Here is a 14959-nt window from a genome sequence, read left to right on the forward strand (position 1 = left end):
TGAGGATCTCGACCGCCTCGACGATGGCGTCCAGGTGCTCGAACATCATGGTGTTGATGCCCTTGCTCAGTTCGCCGTACACGCCGGGGAAGTCCTGCGGCATGCGGTGGCTGATGTCCTTGTCGGCATGCAGCTCAATCATCAAGGCGGTTTCGCGGGAGAAGCGCTGCAACTGGGTCTGCATGCGGCCCATCGCGACCAAAAGGCGGCCGGGCTCGTCGCGCGCGTCGGTGGCCACGTCGTTGTCCAGGCGGCCGTCGGCGATGGCTTCGGCGGCGCGGGTGGCGCGGGCCAGCGGCACGGTCAGGCTGCGGGTGATCAGCCAGGCCAGCAGGCTGCTGACCAACACCACGGCCAGGCCGCCGGCGATCAGCAGGAAGCGGCCGCGCGCCATCACCGCGGTCGCGTCGGCATAGGCCTGTTCGCCGTTGTGGCGCTGCCATCCGGCGTAGGCGCCGATCGCCTCGCGCCAACGTTGAGTCGCCGGCGCGGCCTGCTGCAGCAGCACCTTCATCGCCTCGTCGGACTTGTAGGTCAGGCCCAGTTCCAGCACTTGCTGGTTGACCTCGCTCGCCTGCGCGTAGGTCCGGTTCATCTGCTCGCGCAAGGCGCGATCGCGCGCGCTGGTGGCGGGGATGGCGAACAGCTTGGTGCGGTATTCGCGATAACGGCGCAGTTCCGTCACCATGATCTTGGCGAAGGCGATGTTCTCTTCCTGCGTGGTCGGCAGCACGATGTTGCGCAACTGGATGCCGATGTCCGAGCTGGCATCGAGCATTTCGTTGCTATAGACGATGCTGGACACGGTGCGGCGGGCGACGGTGTCCAACTGGCTGCGCGCCTGCGACAGGGTGACCAGGCCGCCGACCACCAGCCCGCAGGACAGCAGGATGAGCAGGCCGAACGCGATGGAGAGGCGTCTGGAGACGTTAAAGCGGTGCAGAAGAGCGGTCATGCTCTGGTCCTAGCAAGGGGGATGGGAGTACCAGGGGTGGTCGCGTAATAGCCGATACGAAATGCAATGGATATTTCACGTAATCGTGACGAAGTTGCATATTCGTCTACATCGTCTCCCCTTAGCGGCCGAGGGATCGGGATCTTGAATCGGATCGATCGAGATGGCCTTTCCATCCCGGTTGCCGCCTTGCCGGCGCGCACGCACAACGTGCCAGCAAGCGTTGCGCTTGCTGCAGGTAAGGGAGCTTGATGTGGCGATCGCCGTGAGCGGCGCTGCAGAGATGGCGAAGGCGGTCAGCGCCGGTTCGCGACGAAAACGCGTGGCCTCAACCGCGGTCGTCGCGGGTCCACAGCCCACCGTGTTCGGACTTCACCGGAAACTTCGGCACCGGGCCGTAGGCCGGCGCGCACAGGGCGCGACCGTCGCGCACGTCGAAGCGGGCGCCGTGCAGCACGCACTCGATGCTGCCGGCAGCAGGGTCGAAGGTGCCGGGGGACAGCTCGTAGTCCTCGTGGCTGCAGCGGTCTTCCAGCGCATAGAACTGGCCGTCGAAGTTGAACACCACGATCGGCGTGTCGGTCACCTCGTCCCACACCGTCTTCATTTCGCCCGGCAGCAGTTCGCCGTCGGCGCAGACGAAGGTCCAGGTCTCGCTCATGCGGCACCGCCCAGCGGCTTTTCCAGCACCTCGAAGCGCAGGTCTTCGCGCTTTGGCAGGCCGAAGCGCGCGTCGCCGTACGGAAACGGCTTCTTGATGCCGGTGCGACGATAGCCGCGGCGCTCGTAGAAGGCGATGAGTTCCTCGCGCAGGTCGATCACCGTCATCCGCATCAGCGGCAACCGCCACTCCTGCCAGGCGATGCGCTCGGCCTCGGCCAGCACGGTCTTGCCCAGGCCGCCGCCCTGCGCCTGCGGCTGCACCGAGAACATGCCGAAATAGCCGGCACCGTCCTCGTCGGCGACATGCGCGCAGGCGATCAATTCGCCATCGCGCTCGGCCAGCAACACCAGGCTGCGCGGGCGCAGGATGTCGGCGCGCAGCACCTCGCGGTCGATGCGGTCGCCGTCGAGCAGGTCGGCTTCGGTGGTCCAGCCGACGCGGCTGCTGTCGCCGCGATAGGCCGAGGTGACCAGCGCGGCGATGGCGTCGAGATCGTCGACGGTGGCGGTGCGGAAGGTGAGGGTGTGCATGGGCCGATTCTAGGGCGTGCCGCCGGGAATGGGGAATGGTGAATCGGGAATCGAAATGCGCGCTCTCAAGGAGGTGAGGACACCTCTTGCCCGCCAGGCACAGTCCGTCGTGGAGCGCTTTGCCGATTCCCGATTCCCTGCTCCCGATTCTCAGCTTCAATCACCCCAACAGCTTGCGTACCTTCAACAGTGCCGCCACGAAACGCTCGATCTCGGCATGCGTGTTGTAGAACGCCAGCGAGGCGCGGCAGGTGGCGGCGACGCCGTAGAACTGCAGCAGGGGGTGCGCGCAGTGCTGGCCGGAGCGCACCGCCACGCCTTCCAGGTCGAGCAGGGTGGCCAGGTCGTGGGCGTGCGCGCCCTCGATCAGGAACGAGACCACCGCGGCCTTGCCCGGCGCGGTGCCGAACAGGCGCAGGCCGTCGATCCGCTGCAGTTCCTCGGTGAGGTGCGCGAGCAGTTCGCTCTCGCGCGCTTCCACGTGCTGCAGTCCGATCCCCTGCAGATAGTCCACCGCCGCGCCGAGGCCGACGAAACCGGCGATGTTGGGGGTGCCGGCCTCGAACTTGTGCGGCGGGTCGTTGAACACGGTGCCGTCGAAGCTGACTTCCTTGATCATCTCGCCGCCGCCCAGGAACGGCGGCATCGCCTGCAGGTGCTCGCGCCGCGCCCACAACGCGCCGGTGCCGGTCGGGCCGCACATCTTGTGGCCGGTGATGGCGTAGAAGTCGCAGCCGATCGCGGCCACGTCCAGCGGCCGGTGCGGCGCGGCCTGCGAGCCGTCGATGACGCTGACGATGCCGCGCTTGCGCGCCTCGCGGCAGATCTCGCGCACCGGGTTGACCGTGCCCAGCACGTTGGAGACGTGCGCCAGGGCCAGCAGCTTGACGTCGGCGGTCATCGCCGCGCGCAGTGCGTCCAGGTCCAGCGCGCCGTCGGCGGTGATCTCGGCGACCTTGACCGTGGCGCCGGTGCGCTGCGCGACCAGTTGCCAGGGCACGATGTTGGCGTGGTGTTCCATGCGCGACACCAGGATGGTGTCGCCGGCGCGCAGCCGCGGCAGTGCCCACGAGTACGCCACCAGGTTCAGCGCGAAGGTGGCGCCGCTGCACAGCACCAGTTCGTCGGCGCGCACATTGAGGAAGCGGGCGAGCCGGGCCCGCGCGCCTTCGTAGGCCTCGGTCGCCTCGCTGCCGAGCGCGTGCACCGCACGGCTGACGTTGGCGTTGTGGCGGCGATAGAACGCGTCGGTCGCCGCGATCACCTGCAGCGGCTTCTGCCCGGTGTTGGCGTTGTCGAAGTACACCAGCGGCTTGCCGTGCACTTCCCGCATCAGCAGCGGGAAGTCGCGGCGGACCGCATCCCAGTCCGGCGCCTGCGGCGCGGCGCTGTGCGCGGCGGGCCCGTTCATGCCACGCCCGCGTCGCTCAGCGCCCGCTCCAGCCGCGCCAGCAGGCCTTCGCTCAGCGCCGGCTCCAATGCGCGCAGCGGTTCGCGGCAGAACGCGGCGGTCAGCAGTTGCTGCGCGCGTTCCTGCGGCAGGCCGCGCGAGCGCAGGTAGAACAACGCATTGGCATCGAGCTGGCCGACGGTGGCGCCGTGCGCGGCCTTGACCTCGTCGGCATCGATCACCAGCACCGGCTGGGTATCGATCTCGGCGTCGGCGGAGAGCAGCAGGTTCTTGTTCGACAGCGCCGCGTCGGTGCCGTCGGCGCCGTGGCGGATGCGGATGCCGCCATGGAAGGCGACGCGGCTGCGCCCGGTGGCGACACCGCGCCACAGCAGCTCGCAGGCGGTGTCGCGGGCGATGTGCTCGATGCCCAGGCGGGTGTCGAGCTGGCGCCGGCCGTTGCCGAGCAGCACGCCGTTGGCGACCAGTCGGGCGTTGTCGCCCTCCAGGCGCACGTTGAGTTCGTGCCGGGCCAGCGCGCCGCCCAGTTCGAGGTCCACGCGCCGGTACTGCGCGTCGCGCGCCAGCACCGCATCGGTACGCAGCAGCGCGGTGACGCCGGCCGCCTCGTCCTGCACGCGGGCGTGGCTCAGCTGCGCGCCGGCGGCCAGATGCACGTGCGCCAGGCTGTTGCTCAGGTGCGCGGCATCGCCGGCATGCAGATGATGCTCGACCAGCGCCAGCGTCGCGTCCTGGCGCAGTTCGATCAGGTGGCGGTGGTGCCAGGCCAGGTCGGCCTCGGCGGCGGTGGAGACGAACACCAGGTGCAGCGGCTGCTCCACGCGCACGCCGGCGTCCACCCGCAGCACGCAGCCTTCGTCGGCGAGGGCTGCGTTGAGCTGGGCGAACACCTCGTCGCTGCGTTCGAAGCGGCGGCCGAGGAAGCGCATGGCAGCGTCGCCGCTGCGCAGAATGGTCGACAGCCGCTGCAGCTCCACCCCGGCCGGCAGGCCGGACAGGTCCGACAGCGCATCGCTGGCGCGGCCGTTGACGAACACCAGGCGCGGCGCCGGGATGCCGTCGAGCAAGGCCGCGTCCACCGCCGGCGCGGTCTGCGGTGCAGGCGCGAAGCTGCGCCGTTCCAGTGCGCGCAGCGAGGTGTACTTCCAGGCTTCGCTGCGCGTGCCGGGCAGGCCGTCGCGCAGCGCCTGCTCCAGCGGCGCGCGGCGTGCGGCATCGCCGTGGAACGCGGCGGCCAGCGAGTCGAGCAGGGCGCTCATTGCACGGCCGCCTCGGGCGCCACGCGCTCCTTCAGCCAGGCATAGCCGTGCGCTTCCAGCTCCAGCGCCAGCTCGGGGCCGCCGGTCTGCACGATGCGGCCGTCGGCCAGCACATGCACCACGTCCGGCTTGATGTAGTCGAGCAGGCGCTGGTAGTGGGTGATCACCACGAACGCGCGCTCCGGCGAGCGCAGCGCGTTGACGCCTTCGGCCACGGTCTTGAGCGCGTCGATGTCCAGGCCGCTGTCGGTCTCGTCAAGGATCGCCAGCTTCGGCTCCAGCACCGCCAGCTGGAAGATCTCGTTGCGCTTCTTCTCGCCGCCGGAGAAACCCTCGTTGACGCCACGATGCAGCAGTTCGTCCTTCAGGTGCAGCACCGCCAGCTTCTGCCGGACCAGCTTGAGGAACTGCATCGAATCCAGCTCGGCCTCGCCACGCGCCTTGCGCTGCGCGTTGAGCGCGGCGCGCAGGAAGTAGGTGTTGTTCACGCCTGGGATTTCCACCGGGTACTGGAAGGCCAGGAACAGGCCGGCAGCGGCGCGCTCCTCCGGTTCCAGTTCGAGCAGGTCGGCGTCGTCGAAGCGCACGCTGCCGTTAGTGACTTCGTAGCCGTCGCGGCCGGCCAGCACGTTGCCCAGGGTGGACTTGCCGGCGCCGTTGGGCCCCATGATGGCGTGCACTTCGCCGGGCTTCACCTGCAGCGACAGGCCCTTGAGGATGTCCTTGCCGGCGACGGAGGCGTGGAGGTTTTCTATGGTGAGCATGGGATGGTCCGTCAGAATTCTTTGATGTAGCCCCTCTCCCACCGGGAGAGGGGTTGGGGTGAGGGTGCGGTGCGAAAGCATCTCGCGGGGTTTGGGTACACGAGGCTGCGCCCGTACCCTCATCCGGCGCTTTGCGCCACCTTCTCCCGAAGGGAGAAGGAAGGGCGTCAGCCCACCGAGCCTTCCAGCGACACTTCCAGCAGCTTCTTGGCTTCCACCGCAAACTCCATCGGCAGTTCGCGGAACACCTGCTTGCAGAAGCCGTCGACGATCATCGACACCGCGTTCTCCTGGTCGATGCCGCGGGCGCGACAGTAGAACAGCTGGTCGTCGCTGATCTTGGAGGTGGTGGCCTCGTGCTCGACGGTCGCGGTCGGATGCTTGACCTCGATGTACGGGAAGGTATGCGCGCCGCACTGCTTGCCGATCAACAGCGAGTCACACTGGGTGTAGTTGCGCGCGCCCTCGGCGCTACGCTCCACCTTGACCAGCCCGCGGTAGGTGTTCTGCCCGCGGCCGGCGCTGATGCCCTTGCTGACGATCTTGCTCTTGGTGCGCTTGCCGACGTGGATCATCTTGGTGCCGGTGTCGGCCTGCTGACGGTGATGGGTCAGCGCCACCGAGTGGAACTCGCCCACCGAGTCGTCGCCCAGCAGCACGCAGGACGGGTACTTCCAGGTGATCGCCGAGCCGGTCTCGATCTGGGTCCAGGTGATCTTGCTGCGCGCGCCGCGGCACTCGCCGCGCTTGGTCACGAAGTTGTAGATGCCGCCGCGGCCTTCCTCGTCGCCCGGGTACCAGTTCTGCACGGTGGAGTACTTGATCTCCGCGTCTTCCAGCGCCACCAGCTCGACCACCGCCGCGTGCAGTTGGTTCTCGTCGCGCATCGGCGCGGTGCAGCCTTCCAGATAGGACACGTAGGCCTTGTCCTCGCACACGATCAGGGTGCGCTCGAACTGGCCGGTGTGGCCGGCGTTGATGCGGAAATAGGTGCTCAGCTCCATCGGGCAGCGCACGCCCTTGGGGATGAATACGAAGCTGCCGTCGGAGAACACCGCCGAGTTGAGCGCGGCGAAGAAGTTGTCGCCGACCGGCACCACGCTGCCCAGATACTGCCTGACCAGCTCCGGGTGTTCCTTGATCGCTTCGGACATCGAGCAGAAGATCACGCCCTTCTCGGCCAGTTCCTTGCGGAAGGTGGTGCCGACCGAAACGGAGTCGAACACCGCGTCCACGGCCACGCCGGCCAGCTTGGCGCGCTCGTGCAGCGGCACGCCGAGCTTGTCGTAGGTGTCCAGCAGCTCCTTCGGCACCTCGTCCAGCGAGGCGTACTTCGGGCCCTTGGGCGCGGAGTAGTAGCTCAGCGCCTGGAAGTCGATCGGCGCGATGTCCAGCTTGGCCCAGTGCGGCATCGGCATCTTCAGCCAGTGCCGGTAGGCGGCCAGGCGCCACTCGGTCATCCATTCCGGCTCGTCCTTCTTCACGGACAGGGCGCGCACGACGTCCTCGTTCAGGCCGGGCAGGAACGAATCGGATTCGATGTCGGTGACGAAGCCGGCGTCGTAGCGACGTCCCAGCCGTTCCAGGATTTCAGCGTTTTCGGTGGCCATGGGGCTGCCTACAGGTCAGGTGGTCGCGAACCGCACGGCAATGGAACGCCGTTTCGGATCGCCGGAGGGGGGGAGGGGATGGAGCATCTGCGCCAGGGTCACGCCGCGCAGCGCGTCGGCGACCACGTCGTTGATCAACCGCCAGTTGGAACGCACGCCACAGGTCTGGGCGATGCTGCACTGGCTGCCGTGGTGGCTGCATTCGGTGATCGCCAGCGGGCCTTCCATCGCCTCGACGATCTGGATCAGGGTGATGGCGTCGGCCGGGCGTGCCAGCCGGTAGCCGCCGCGCACGCCGCGCAGGCCCTCGACCAGGCCGGCCTGGGCCAGCGGCTTGAGCAGCTTGCTGACCGTGGGCGGCTCCAGCCCGGCCTGTTCGGCCAGTTCGGTCGCGCTCAGCACTTCGTTCGGACGCGCGGCGAGCACGGTCAGCACGACGGTGGCGTAATCGGTGAGCTTGGTGACGCGGAGCATGGCGACGCGGTGGTTTTTCAATGCGGACCGAAATTGTACTCTTTTGCGCCGCAGCGTCCAACCGGGCCATTCATCTTTTCTTTCGATCGCGGCGATTCGGGGATCGCGGCGGCCGCGGTCCCCGGACCGCGAGGCGCGGGCTTGGGATCGCGGGCGATGTGCGCCAGAATCTAGGCTTTCCTGTCCGGATCGCCGCATGCCCCGCAAGATCGCCGCCCGCAAGTCCCGCATCCATGGCAACGGCGTGTTCGCCGTGCTGCCGCTCAAGAAAGGCGAGCGGGTCATCGAGTACAAGGGCCGCCGCCGCAGCCACGCCGAAGTCGACCGCGACGAGGCCGGCGACGTCGAGACCGGGCACACCTTCCTGTTCACTCTCAGCGACGACTACGTGATCGACGCCAACTACGAGGGCAACGATGCGCGCTGGATCAACCACAGCTGTGCGCCGAACTGCGAAGCGGTGATCGTCGAGGCCGAGGGCGATGACCGCCGCAAGGACAAGGTGGTCATCGAGGCGTTGCGCGACATCAAGCCCGGCGAAGAACTCACCTACAACTACGGCATCACCCTGGCCGAGCGGCACACGCCACGGCTGAAGAAGATCTGGGAATGCCGCTGCGGCGCCAAGAACTGCACCGGCACCATGCTGCAGCCCAAGCGCTGAGGTCGCGTCCAGCCGTGCACGCCGCGCCGACGCGCGGTTCACGGCACTGCCACCGGCGCGTTTCTACGGTGGGGCTCCCCCTACTCGAGGAGTGTCCCATGAGCGCAATGCCTTCCCTTGCCGGCAAGCAGGTGGCTGTCCTGGCCACCGACGGTTTCGAACAGTCGGAACTGCAGGAACCCAAGCGCCTGCTCGAATCCTGGGGCGCCCAGGTCGACGTGATCGCGCCGGGCGACGCCAGCAGCATTCGCGGCTGGAACAAGAAGGATTGGGGCGACAGCGTGCCGGTGGACAAGCGCCTGCAGCAGGCCCAGGCCGGCGACTACGACGCGCTGGTGTTGCCGGGCGGCGTCATCAACCCGGACAGCCTGCGCACCGAGCCGACCGCGATCGCCTTCATCCAGTCCTTCGCCAGCGCCGGCAAGCCGGTGGCGGCGATCTGCCACGGGCCGTGGCTGCTGGCCGAAAGCGGGCTCGTGCGCGACCGCCAGGTGACCTCGTGGCCGTCGCTGAAGACCGACCTGTCCAATGCCGGCGGGCGCTGGGCGGATCAGGAGGTGGTGGTGGACGGCAACCTGATCACCAGCCGCAAGCCGGACGACATCCCGGCGTTCGCGCAGGCGGTGGCCAAGGCGCTGGGCTGAGGCCTGGCGATTCGCCTGCGCCGCCGCGATGGTGGCGGATGCGGGAGCCCACCAGAAACAGAAACGGCGGCCGAGGCCGCCGTTTCTACGTGCGCTGCTGGTGGCGGTTGCCGCCGCACCCTGGACGTCGCGCGGGTTACTGCGCGGGAAGCATGCCCGCCGGCACCAGCTTGCCGATGTCCTGGTTGAAACGCACCACCAGCGAACCGTTCTCCACGCCGGCCGACTGGATCTGCACGTCGCCCAGCATCGCGGTCAGGCGCGGATCGAGCTTGTAGATCGGCTCCTTGCGCGCGTAGTCCTCCAGCCAGGCATTGAGCAGCTCACGCGTATTGGCGTCGAGCTTGCCGCCATTGGCAGCCGGGCGGAAATCATCGATGGTCGGGGACTGCAGGTGGAAGCTCTGGCTCTGCTGGTCGTAGCGCAGCGCGCTGGTCAGCAGGACCTGGCCCAGTGGCGTCGGCGCGCCGCCGCCGGTGGCCATGCTCAGGTCGAACTGCATCTTCAGGCGATCGCCCGGCGGCAGGCTCAGCTTCGGGTCGCGGACGGTCATCTTGAGCAGCCCGCCCAGCGCCTTGTGCGTCTGCGGGAAGCTGCTGTCCAGGTAATGCTGCACGTCGGCGGCGCCGACGCTGACCTGGTGGCCCTGGATGGTCGGCTCGGCCTGGGCCTGGGTGGCGACGGCGAGCGCCAGCAGCGCCGCCGCGCGCAGGGTGAACGTGCGGAAGATCATCGGGAAGCCCTGGGCGAACGAGAGGAATTCACCATAACGGTGGCCGGTGAATGCGCGATTAGCGGAACCGGCGGCGCGGGAGTCGTCGCTCAGGCGGCCGGCAGCGCCAGCCGTGTCAGCAGCGCGTCCAGCGCCGGCTGCAGCGGCGCCAGCAGTTCACGCGCCTCTCCCTCGCTGCGCTCGCCCAGGCCGCGCAGCAACTGCGTACCGACGATCAGTGCGGCGCGCTCGTCGCCGCGCAGTCCGGGCTGGCGCTGTGCCGCCTCGAGCAGGCGCATCCAGTCCTGCCGACAGCGCGCCTCCAGTTCGATGGTGCAGCGGCCCTGGCAGGGCAGGCCGTCGTCCTGGATCGGGGTGACGGTGACGCGATAGCGTTGGGAGGCGGTCATGGCAGTGGCGCACGCGGGGTGTGCCTCCAAGATAGGCGCGCGCGAGCGGCACCACGAGCCTGTCGCTCGCGACGCTCTGTTCCAGTGCGTCCGTTCAGCGAGCCGCGCGCAGCAGCGGCAGCGGATCATAGGCGCCGCCCTCGGCGTAGACGCCATAGTGCAGGTGCGGCGGCGTGCCGCGCGCGTTGCCGCTGTCGCCCACCGCGCCGAGCGGGTCGCCGGGCTGCACCAGGTCGCCGACCTGCAGCCCCGGTGCCCACGTTTGCAGGTGCGCGTAGTAGTGCCGCTGCCGGGCCGGGCCCAGCACCCAGACCTGGCGGCCGCCGAGGCCGCGGTCGGCGATGGCCACGACGATGCCGCGTGTCGCCGACACCACCGGCGTGCCGCGTCTGGCGAAGATGTCCACGCCGGCGTGCTGGCGGTCGCGCCCGCGCGGCGCGCCGAAGGTGGCGGCCACGCGCCGCGGATCCACGCCTTCGACCGGCATGTGCAGGGCCGTCGGCGCCGGCGCGCGCGCCAACTCCCAGCCGACGCGCAGGCGCTGCGCCCACGGATGCCGCCAGGCCCAGGCGGCGGCGAGCGCCAGCGCAGCCAGCAACGCCGCACGCAGCACGTCGCGGCGCAGGCGCTGCGCTGGCGAAAGCGTGGGCGTCGCGGCCATGCGCTCAGTCCGCGTGCAGGGCAGCCGCCTGTTGCTGCAGGCGCTGCTTCAGGGCGTCGTCGATGCCGAGCTGCCGCGCCAGTTCGTCCAGGTAGCTGCGCTCCATGAAGCCCTGTTCGTCGGCGGCGAGCAAGCTGGCCAGGTACATTTCCGCGGCCATCTCGGGACTGGTCGACGCGCGCGCCACCTCGGCCGGATCCAGCGGCTTTTCCAGTTCCGCATGCAGCCACTGCTGCACGTCGGCATCGTTGCCGTGGAGGCGGGCGAACTCGCCTTCGATCAGGCGGCGCTCGTGCTCGTCCAGATGGCCATCGGCCTTGGCCGCGCCGACCAGCGCGCGCAGCACCGCCTGGCTGTGCTGCTCGACGTCCAGCGGCGGCAGCCGGTCCAGCGTCTGCGGTTCGGGTGCGGCGGCGCCCAGTTGCTGGCGGCGGTAGTCGCCGTAGGCGCGATAGGCCATCAGCCCCAGCGCGGCCAGGCCGCCGTAGGTCGCCAGCTTGCGGGTGGTGCGGTGCTTGCCAAGCAGCAGGCCGAGTGCGCCGCCGCTGAGGGCTCCCTTGCCGAAGTCGGCGTTGAGCAGACCGCCCAGGCCGCCGGCGCCGGCGTGCGCCGGTGCGGCAGGAGCACCGGTGCCGGTCTTGGCCATGGCCTGGCCGGCGGCGCCCTGCGCCGATTGCAGCAGTTGGTCGAGAAAGCCCTGTAGTTTCATGCAGGTGATCCTGTCGAAGGGAATCACCGGTATAGCGGCCGTCGCCTTAGCGGGCCGTCAACCCAGGTGCGCAGCAGACACAAAAAAAACGAGACGGCCGGGGCCGTCTCGTCGGTGTGCTTGCCTGGATCAGGCGACGCTGCTCAGAGCGCGGCGTCCTTGAGCTTCTTCAGCGGGCGCACCTTGAGCTTGGTGGTGGCCGGCTTGGCGGCGAACCACTGCTCTTCCTTGGTGAACGGGTTGATGCCCTTGCGCTTCGGCTTGGCCGGCACGCTGACGGCGGTGATCTTCAGCAGGCCCGGCAGGGTGAACGAGCCGGCGCCCTTCTTGCTGACCGAACCGGCCACGGCGTGCTCCAGCGAGGCCATCACGGCGCGCACGTCCTTGGCGATCACGCCGCTGGTTTCGGCGATGTGGGCGACGAGCGCGGACTTGCTCAGCACGTCCTTGATCGGCTTGGGAGCGGCCGGCTTGGCGGCAGCCTTGGTCGCTACCTTCTTCACTGCCTTCTTCGGGGCAGCCTTTTTTGCGGTCTTTGCCATGATGTCCTGATTCCGTATTTGGTGGTTTGGGTCGCGCCGACCCCGTCGGCATGGCGAAATGTAGGGCATGTGCTACGCCGCGCCAATAGGCCGGAAGCAAAAAACGCGAATATTCGCCGCGACCGGCGCCTTTTTGCCGAGGACGGCGCCGATGCCGGCACATCCGCGGCGATGCGCCAGGGCATTTTCGCTGCCGCGCGCCGCCGCCGCCGCCTTCGTGCGGAAGCACAAGCCCGTAACGCCGCCTCCCCTATGGTCCGCGCTCCACTCACCGTCAGGAGCCTCGCATGGGCATTTCGCGTCACGCCACCGCGCATTGGGAAGGCGATCTCAAGACCGGCCAGGGCCGGTTGAACACGCCGCAGAGCGGCCTGCTGGAGAACACCCGCTATGCGTTCAACAGCCGCTTCGGCGACGAGAAGGGCACCAATCCGGAAGAACTGATCGCCGCCGCGCACGCCGGCTGTTTCACCATGGCGCTGTCGGCCAAGCTGACCGAAGCCGGCTTCCCGCCGACCGCGCTGGACACCCGCGCCGATGTCGACCTGTCGATGGAAGGGGGTCCCCAGCTCTCGCAGATCCGGTTGAAGGTCAAGGCCGTGGTGCCCAACATCGACGCCGCGCGCTTCCGCGAAGTGGCCGACGACGCCAAGCAGAATTGCCCGGTGTCCAAGGCGCTGAGCGCGGTGCCGATCAGCCTGGAAGCGGAACTGGGCTGAGGAATCCCCGGCGCGGCCCGGCGGCATGCCGGGCCGCGCGCGTGCGGCGCACCTGCGGCGCCGCCGATGGCAGGCCAGGACGCGTTGCGCCTCTGCACCGTCCCGCGTTGCTCGATCGATCGCTAGCTGTCGCGCCACTAAATGTGCGCGCCACAGCCGTCCCTATTCAGTCTGGTTTCACCGCATCGGATCGAGCATGCAGTCGCGCGATCCACGCGCTTGGAACCATCGCCATGAACAAGCTCTCGACCCGTCTGTTGACCGCTGCGCTCGCTGTCGGCGTCATCGGCTCCGCCGCCGCGCAGGATTACGGTTACACCCGCTACGACGACTACCGCGACCGTGGCTACGCGTCCGGCACCTACGAATATGCGCGCGTGGTGCGCGCCGATCCGATCATGGTGCAGGTCAACGGCCCGCGCGAGACCACCGAGCGCTGTTACGACCGTCCGGCCTCGGGCAGCTACGCCAGCGACTACGGCTACCGCGGCACCGATGGCGGCCGCACCGCCTCGTCGGTGGTCGGCGGCATCGCCGGCGCCGTGCTGGGCAGCCGCGTCGGCGGCGGCAATGGCCGCTTCGTCGGCACCGCCGTCGGCACCATGCTCGGCAGCCTGGCCGGCCGCTCGATCTACGACACCAACACCCGCGGCTACGGCGGCGGCTACGGTGGCGGCGTGGTCCGCGAATGCGACCCGGTGTCGTATCGGACCGAACGCTACGACCGCGTCGACGGCTACGACGTGACCTACGAATACGGCGGCCGCTACTACCACACCCGCACCGCCTCGCCTCCGGGCGATCGCATCCGCGTCCGCGTCGATGTCCTGCCCGACTGACGTATTGCCCGACTAAAACAAAGGGCGCCTCCTTGCGAGGCGCCCTTTAGTTTTTGCGCGTGCGTTCGCGCCCGCGGTGCGGGGCGGCGGCCGGCGATCAGGGCCAGTCGATGCGGCCTTCGATCACCGTCTGCACCTGTCCGCCGGACCACACCTCGCCGGCCTCGTCGACGCACAGCGTCAGCAGCGCATCGTGGCCGACTTCGCGGCCCTGGCTGGCGACGTAGCGGCCGCCGTGGCCGGGCAGGGCCTTGCTGTGATCCAGCCATGCCGCCAGCACCGCATTGGCCGCGCCGGAGGCCGCATCCTCGAAGCGCCGGCCGTTGCCGACGAAGGCGCGCACGGCCACTGCATAGGCCTGGCCGCTGGCGCGCGCGTAGGCGAACACGCCCATGCTGGCGGTGCTTTCGGCCAGGGCGGCGATCGCATCCCAGTCCGGCGCCAGCGCGCGCAGCGCGGCTTCGTCGGCCACTTCGACCAGCCACCAGCAGCGGCCGCCATCCATGCGCACCGGCGGCAGCGCGCCCAGCGTCCAGCCGCGCAGCGCCGCCTGCAGGCGTGGATCCGCGGCATCGGCGATCTCGGCCACCTGCGCGCGCGGGGTGCGGATGGCGATGCTGCGCACTCCGGCATCCACGTCGACCCGCAGCGGCAGCAGGCCGGCGATGCCGTCCTGGGTCAGGACGCCGTCGCGCGGGCTGGCGATGCCCGCTTCCAGCGCGACGTGCGCGGTGCCGACGCTGGGATGGCCGGCGAACGGCACTTCCTTCTGCGGGCTGAACATGCGCAGGCCGTAGCTGGCATCCGGCCGCGTCGGCGCGAACACGAAGGTGGTTTCCGGCAGGCGCGTCCAGCGCGCGATGGCCTGCATCGTGGCGGCGTCCAATCCATCGGCATCGAGCACGACGGCCAACGGATTGCCGTTGCCGGCGCGGGCGGAGAAGACATCGACCTGGAAGAAGCGGCGAGCGGCCATGAGGGGGAACTCCGGACTGCGGTGGGGGAGGCCGGAGCTTACCAAGCGATCTTGCCAGCGATAACCGCTTGCACCAGACCGCCGCTCCACACGTCTTCGCCATCGACCAGGAGTTCGACGCGGCTATCGCGCCCGAGTTCGCGTCCCTGGCTGGCGACGTCGCGCCCGCCGCCCAGGCGGCGCCGACGCTGGGGTGGCCTGCGAATCGCAGTTCGCCCTTGGGTGAAGATGCGAATACGGTAGTCCGCGCCCGCGTCCGGCGGCGGGAAGCACACCGTCTCCGGGAGGTTCGGCCACGCGGCCAGCCGCTGCATGCGCGGTGCGTCCTGGTCGGCGGCATCGAGCGCCACGCCTTGGCGCCGGGCTGGCGGAAAAGACGTCCAGGTGCAGGTAGCAGCGCTCGCTCATCGGCGCTC

General features: G+C 69.2%; 19 protein-coding genes. 4 read left to right on the top strand and 15 right to left on the bottom strand.

Features of this window, described 5'->3' with window-relative positions:
• The 8 genes from ACHWVH_RS18780 to ACHWVH_RS18815 all read right to left on the bottom strand — a co-directional run.
• Positions 1-955, bottom strand: a 955-nt coding sequence (locus ACHWVH_RS18780) for an MCP four helix bundle domain-containing protein (protein ID WP_394687757.1), incomplete at its 3' end; no start/stop codon positions are given.
• Positions 956-1283: 328 nt separating this feature from the next.
• Entirely contained in the window at positions 1284-1616 is a 333-nt protein-coding gene (locus ACHWVH_RS18785; protein ID WP_017915885.1) for a non-heme iron oxygenase ferredoxin subunit, read from the bottom strand.
• On the bottom strand, positions 1613-2149 hold the full coding sequence (locus tag ACHWVH_RS18790; RefSeq protein ID WP_394687758.1) for a GNAT family N-acetyltransferase: 537 nt from the start codon (positions 2147-2149) through the stop codon (positions 1613-1615). The genes ACHWVH_RS18785 and ACHWVH_RS18790 overlap by 4 nt, the downstream gene beginning before the upstream one ends.
• A 160-nt stretch (positions 2150-2309) precedes the next feature.
• Positions 2310-3560 (bottom strand): cysteine desulfurase, encoded by a 1251-nt coding sequence (locus tag ACHWVH_RS18795; protein ID WP_394687759.1) that lies wholly within the window; start codon positions 3558-3560, stop codon positions 2310-2312.
• Complete coding sequence (gene sufD / locus ACHWVH_RS18800) at positions 3557-4819, bottom strand: Fe-S cluster assembly protein SufD (protein WP_267103154.1); 1263 nt, start codon at positions 4817-4819, stop codon at positions 3557-3559. Before sufD ends, ACHWVH_RS18795 begins: the two co-directional genes overlap by 4 nt.
• Positions 4816-5583, bottom strand: coding sequence for a Fe-S cluster assembly ATPase SufC (gene sufC / locus ACHWVH_RS18805; RefSeq protein ID WP_017909660.1), 768 nt, complete (start codon positions 5581-5583; stop codon positions 4816-4818). Before sufC ends, sufD begins: the two co-directional genes overlap by 4 nt.
• 167 nt (positions 5584-5750) lie before the next feature.
• Positions 5751-7193: a Fe-S cluster assembly protein SufB gene (gene sufB / locus ACHWVH_RS18810; protein WP_394687760.1), complete on the bottom strand. Its 1443-nt coding sequence runs from the start codon at positions 7191-7193 to the stop codon at positions 5751-5753.
• Positions 7194-7208: 15 nt separating this feature from the next.
• Entirely contained in the window at positions 7209-7667 is a 459-nt protein-coding gene (locus ACHWVH_RS18815; RefSeq protein ID WP_017909662.1) for an SUF system Fe-S cluster assembly regulator, read from the bottom strand.
• 196 nt (positions 7668-7863) lie between these two features.
• Between ACHWVH_RS18815 and ACHWVH_RS18820 the strand changes: the two genes are divergently transcribed.
• Together ACHWVH_RS18820 and ACHWVH_RS18825 are read left to right on the top strand one after the other, a co-directional pair.
• Positions 7864-8331 (top strand): SET domain-containing protein, encoded by a 468-nt coding sequence (locus ACHWVH_RS18820; RefSeq protein ID WP_010342011.1) that lies wholly within the window; start codon positions 7864-7866, stop codon positions 8329-8331.
• Between the two features lie 98 nt (positions 8332-8429).
• Positions 8430-8975 (top strand): type 1 glutamine amidotransferase domain-containing protein, encoded by a 546-nt coding sequence (locus ACHWVH_RS18825; protein ID WP_017913834.1) that lies wholly within the window; start codon positions 8430-8432, stop codon positions 8973-8975.
• Between the two features lie 136 nt (positions 8976-9111).
• On the opposite strand, the gene ACHWVH_RS18830 is transcribed toward ACHWVH_RS18825, so the two are convergent.
• From ACHWVH_RS18830 to ACHWVH_RS18850, 5 genes are all read right to left on the bottom strand, one after another.
• The gene (locus ACHWVH_RS18830) at positions 9112-9708 is read right to left on the bottom strand and encodes a DUF1439 domain-containing protein (RefSeq protein WP_295924025.1); all 597 of its coding nucleotides are present in this window, start codon (positions 9706-9708) and stop codon (positions 9112-9114) included.
• An 89-nt stretch (positions 9709-9797) separates the two neighbouring features.
• The gene (locus ACHWVH_RS18835) at positions 9798-10097 is read right to left on the bottom strand and encodes a DUF3861 family protein (RefSeq protein ID WP_295924021.1); all 300 of its coding nucleotides are present in this window, start codon (positions 10095-10097) and stop codon (positions 9798-9800) included.
• Between the two features lie 94 nt (positions 10098-10191).
• Positions 10192-10758 (bottom strand): M23 family metallopeptidase, encoded by a 567-nt coding sequence (locus ACHWVH_RS18840; RefSeq protein WP_152181856.1) that lies wholly within the window; start codon positions 10756-10758, stop codon positions 10192-10194.
• A gap of 4 nt (positions 10759-10762) precedes the next feature.
• A complete protein-coding gene (locus ACHWVH_RS18845; RefSeq protein WP_267084796.1) occupies positions 10763-11467 on the bottom strand; it encodes a tellurite resistance TerB family protein in 705 nt (234 codons plus the stop codon).
• A 143-nt stretch (positions 11468-11610) separates the two neighbouring features.
• Positions 11611-12009, bottom strand: coding sequence for an HU family DNA-binding protein (locus ACHWVH_RS18850; RefSeq protein ID WP_026143706.1), 399 nt, complete (start codon positions 12007-12009; stop codon positions 11611-11613).
• Positions 12010-12296: 287 nt separating this feature from the next.
• Here ACHWVH_RS18850 and ACHWVH_RS18855 point away from each other — a divergent pair, with 287 nt between their 5' ends.
• Positions 12297-12728, top strand: coding sequence for an OsmC family protein (locus ACHWVH_RS18855; protein ID WP_017910837.1), 432 nt, complete (start codon positions 12297-12299; stop codon positions 12726-12728).
• A gap of 233 nt (positions 12729-12961) precedes the next feature.
• Complete coding sequence (locus ACHWVH_RS18860) at positions 12962-13567, top strand: glycine zipper 2TM domain-containing protein (RefSeq protein ID WP_017913930.1); 606 nt, start codon at positions 12962-12964, stop codon at positions 13565-13567.
• 97 nt (positions 13568-13664) lie between these two features.
• On the opposite strand, the gene ACHWVH_RS18865 is transcribed toward ACHWVH_RS18860, so the two are convergent.
• Together ACHWVH_RS18865 and ACHWVH_RS18870 are read right to left on the bottom strand one after the other, a co-directional pair.
• Positions 13665-14543 (bottom strand): PhzF family phenazine biosynthesis protein, encoded by an 879-nt coding sequence (locus tag ACHWVH_RS18865; RefSeq protein WP_267124451.1) that lies wholly within the window; start codon positions 14541-14543, stop codon positions 13665-13667.
• A gap of 38 nt (positions 14544-14581) precedes the next feature.
• Entirely contained in the window at positions 14582-14893 is a 312-nt protein-coding gene (locus tag ACHWVH_RS18870) for a PhzF family phenazine biosynthesis protein (RefSeq protein WP_295924016.1), read from the bottom strand.
• Positions 14894-14959: the final 66 nt, after the last annotated feature.

Origin of the sequence: uncultured Xanthomonas sp. (genome assembly GCF_964278005.1) — a bacterium.
In the GTDB taxonomy this organism is placed as follows: domain Bacteria; phylum Pseudomonadota; class Gammaproteobacteria; order Xanthomonadales; family Xanthomonadaceae; genus Xanthomonas_A; species Xanthomonas_A sontii.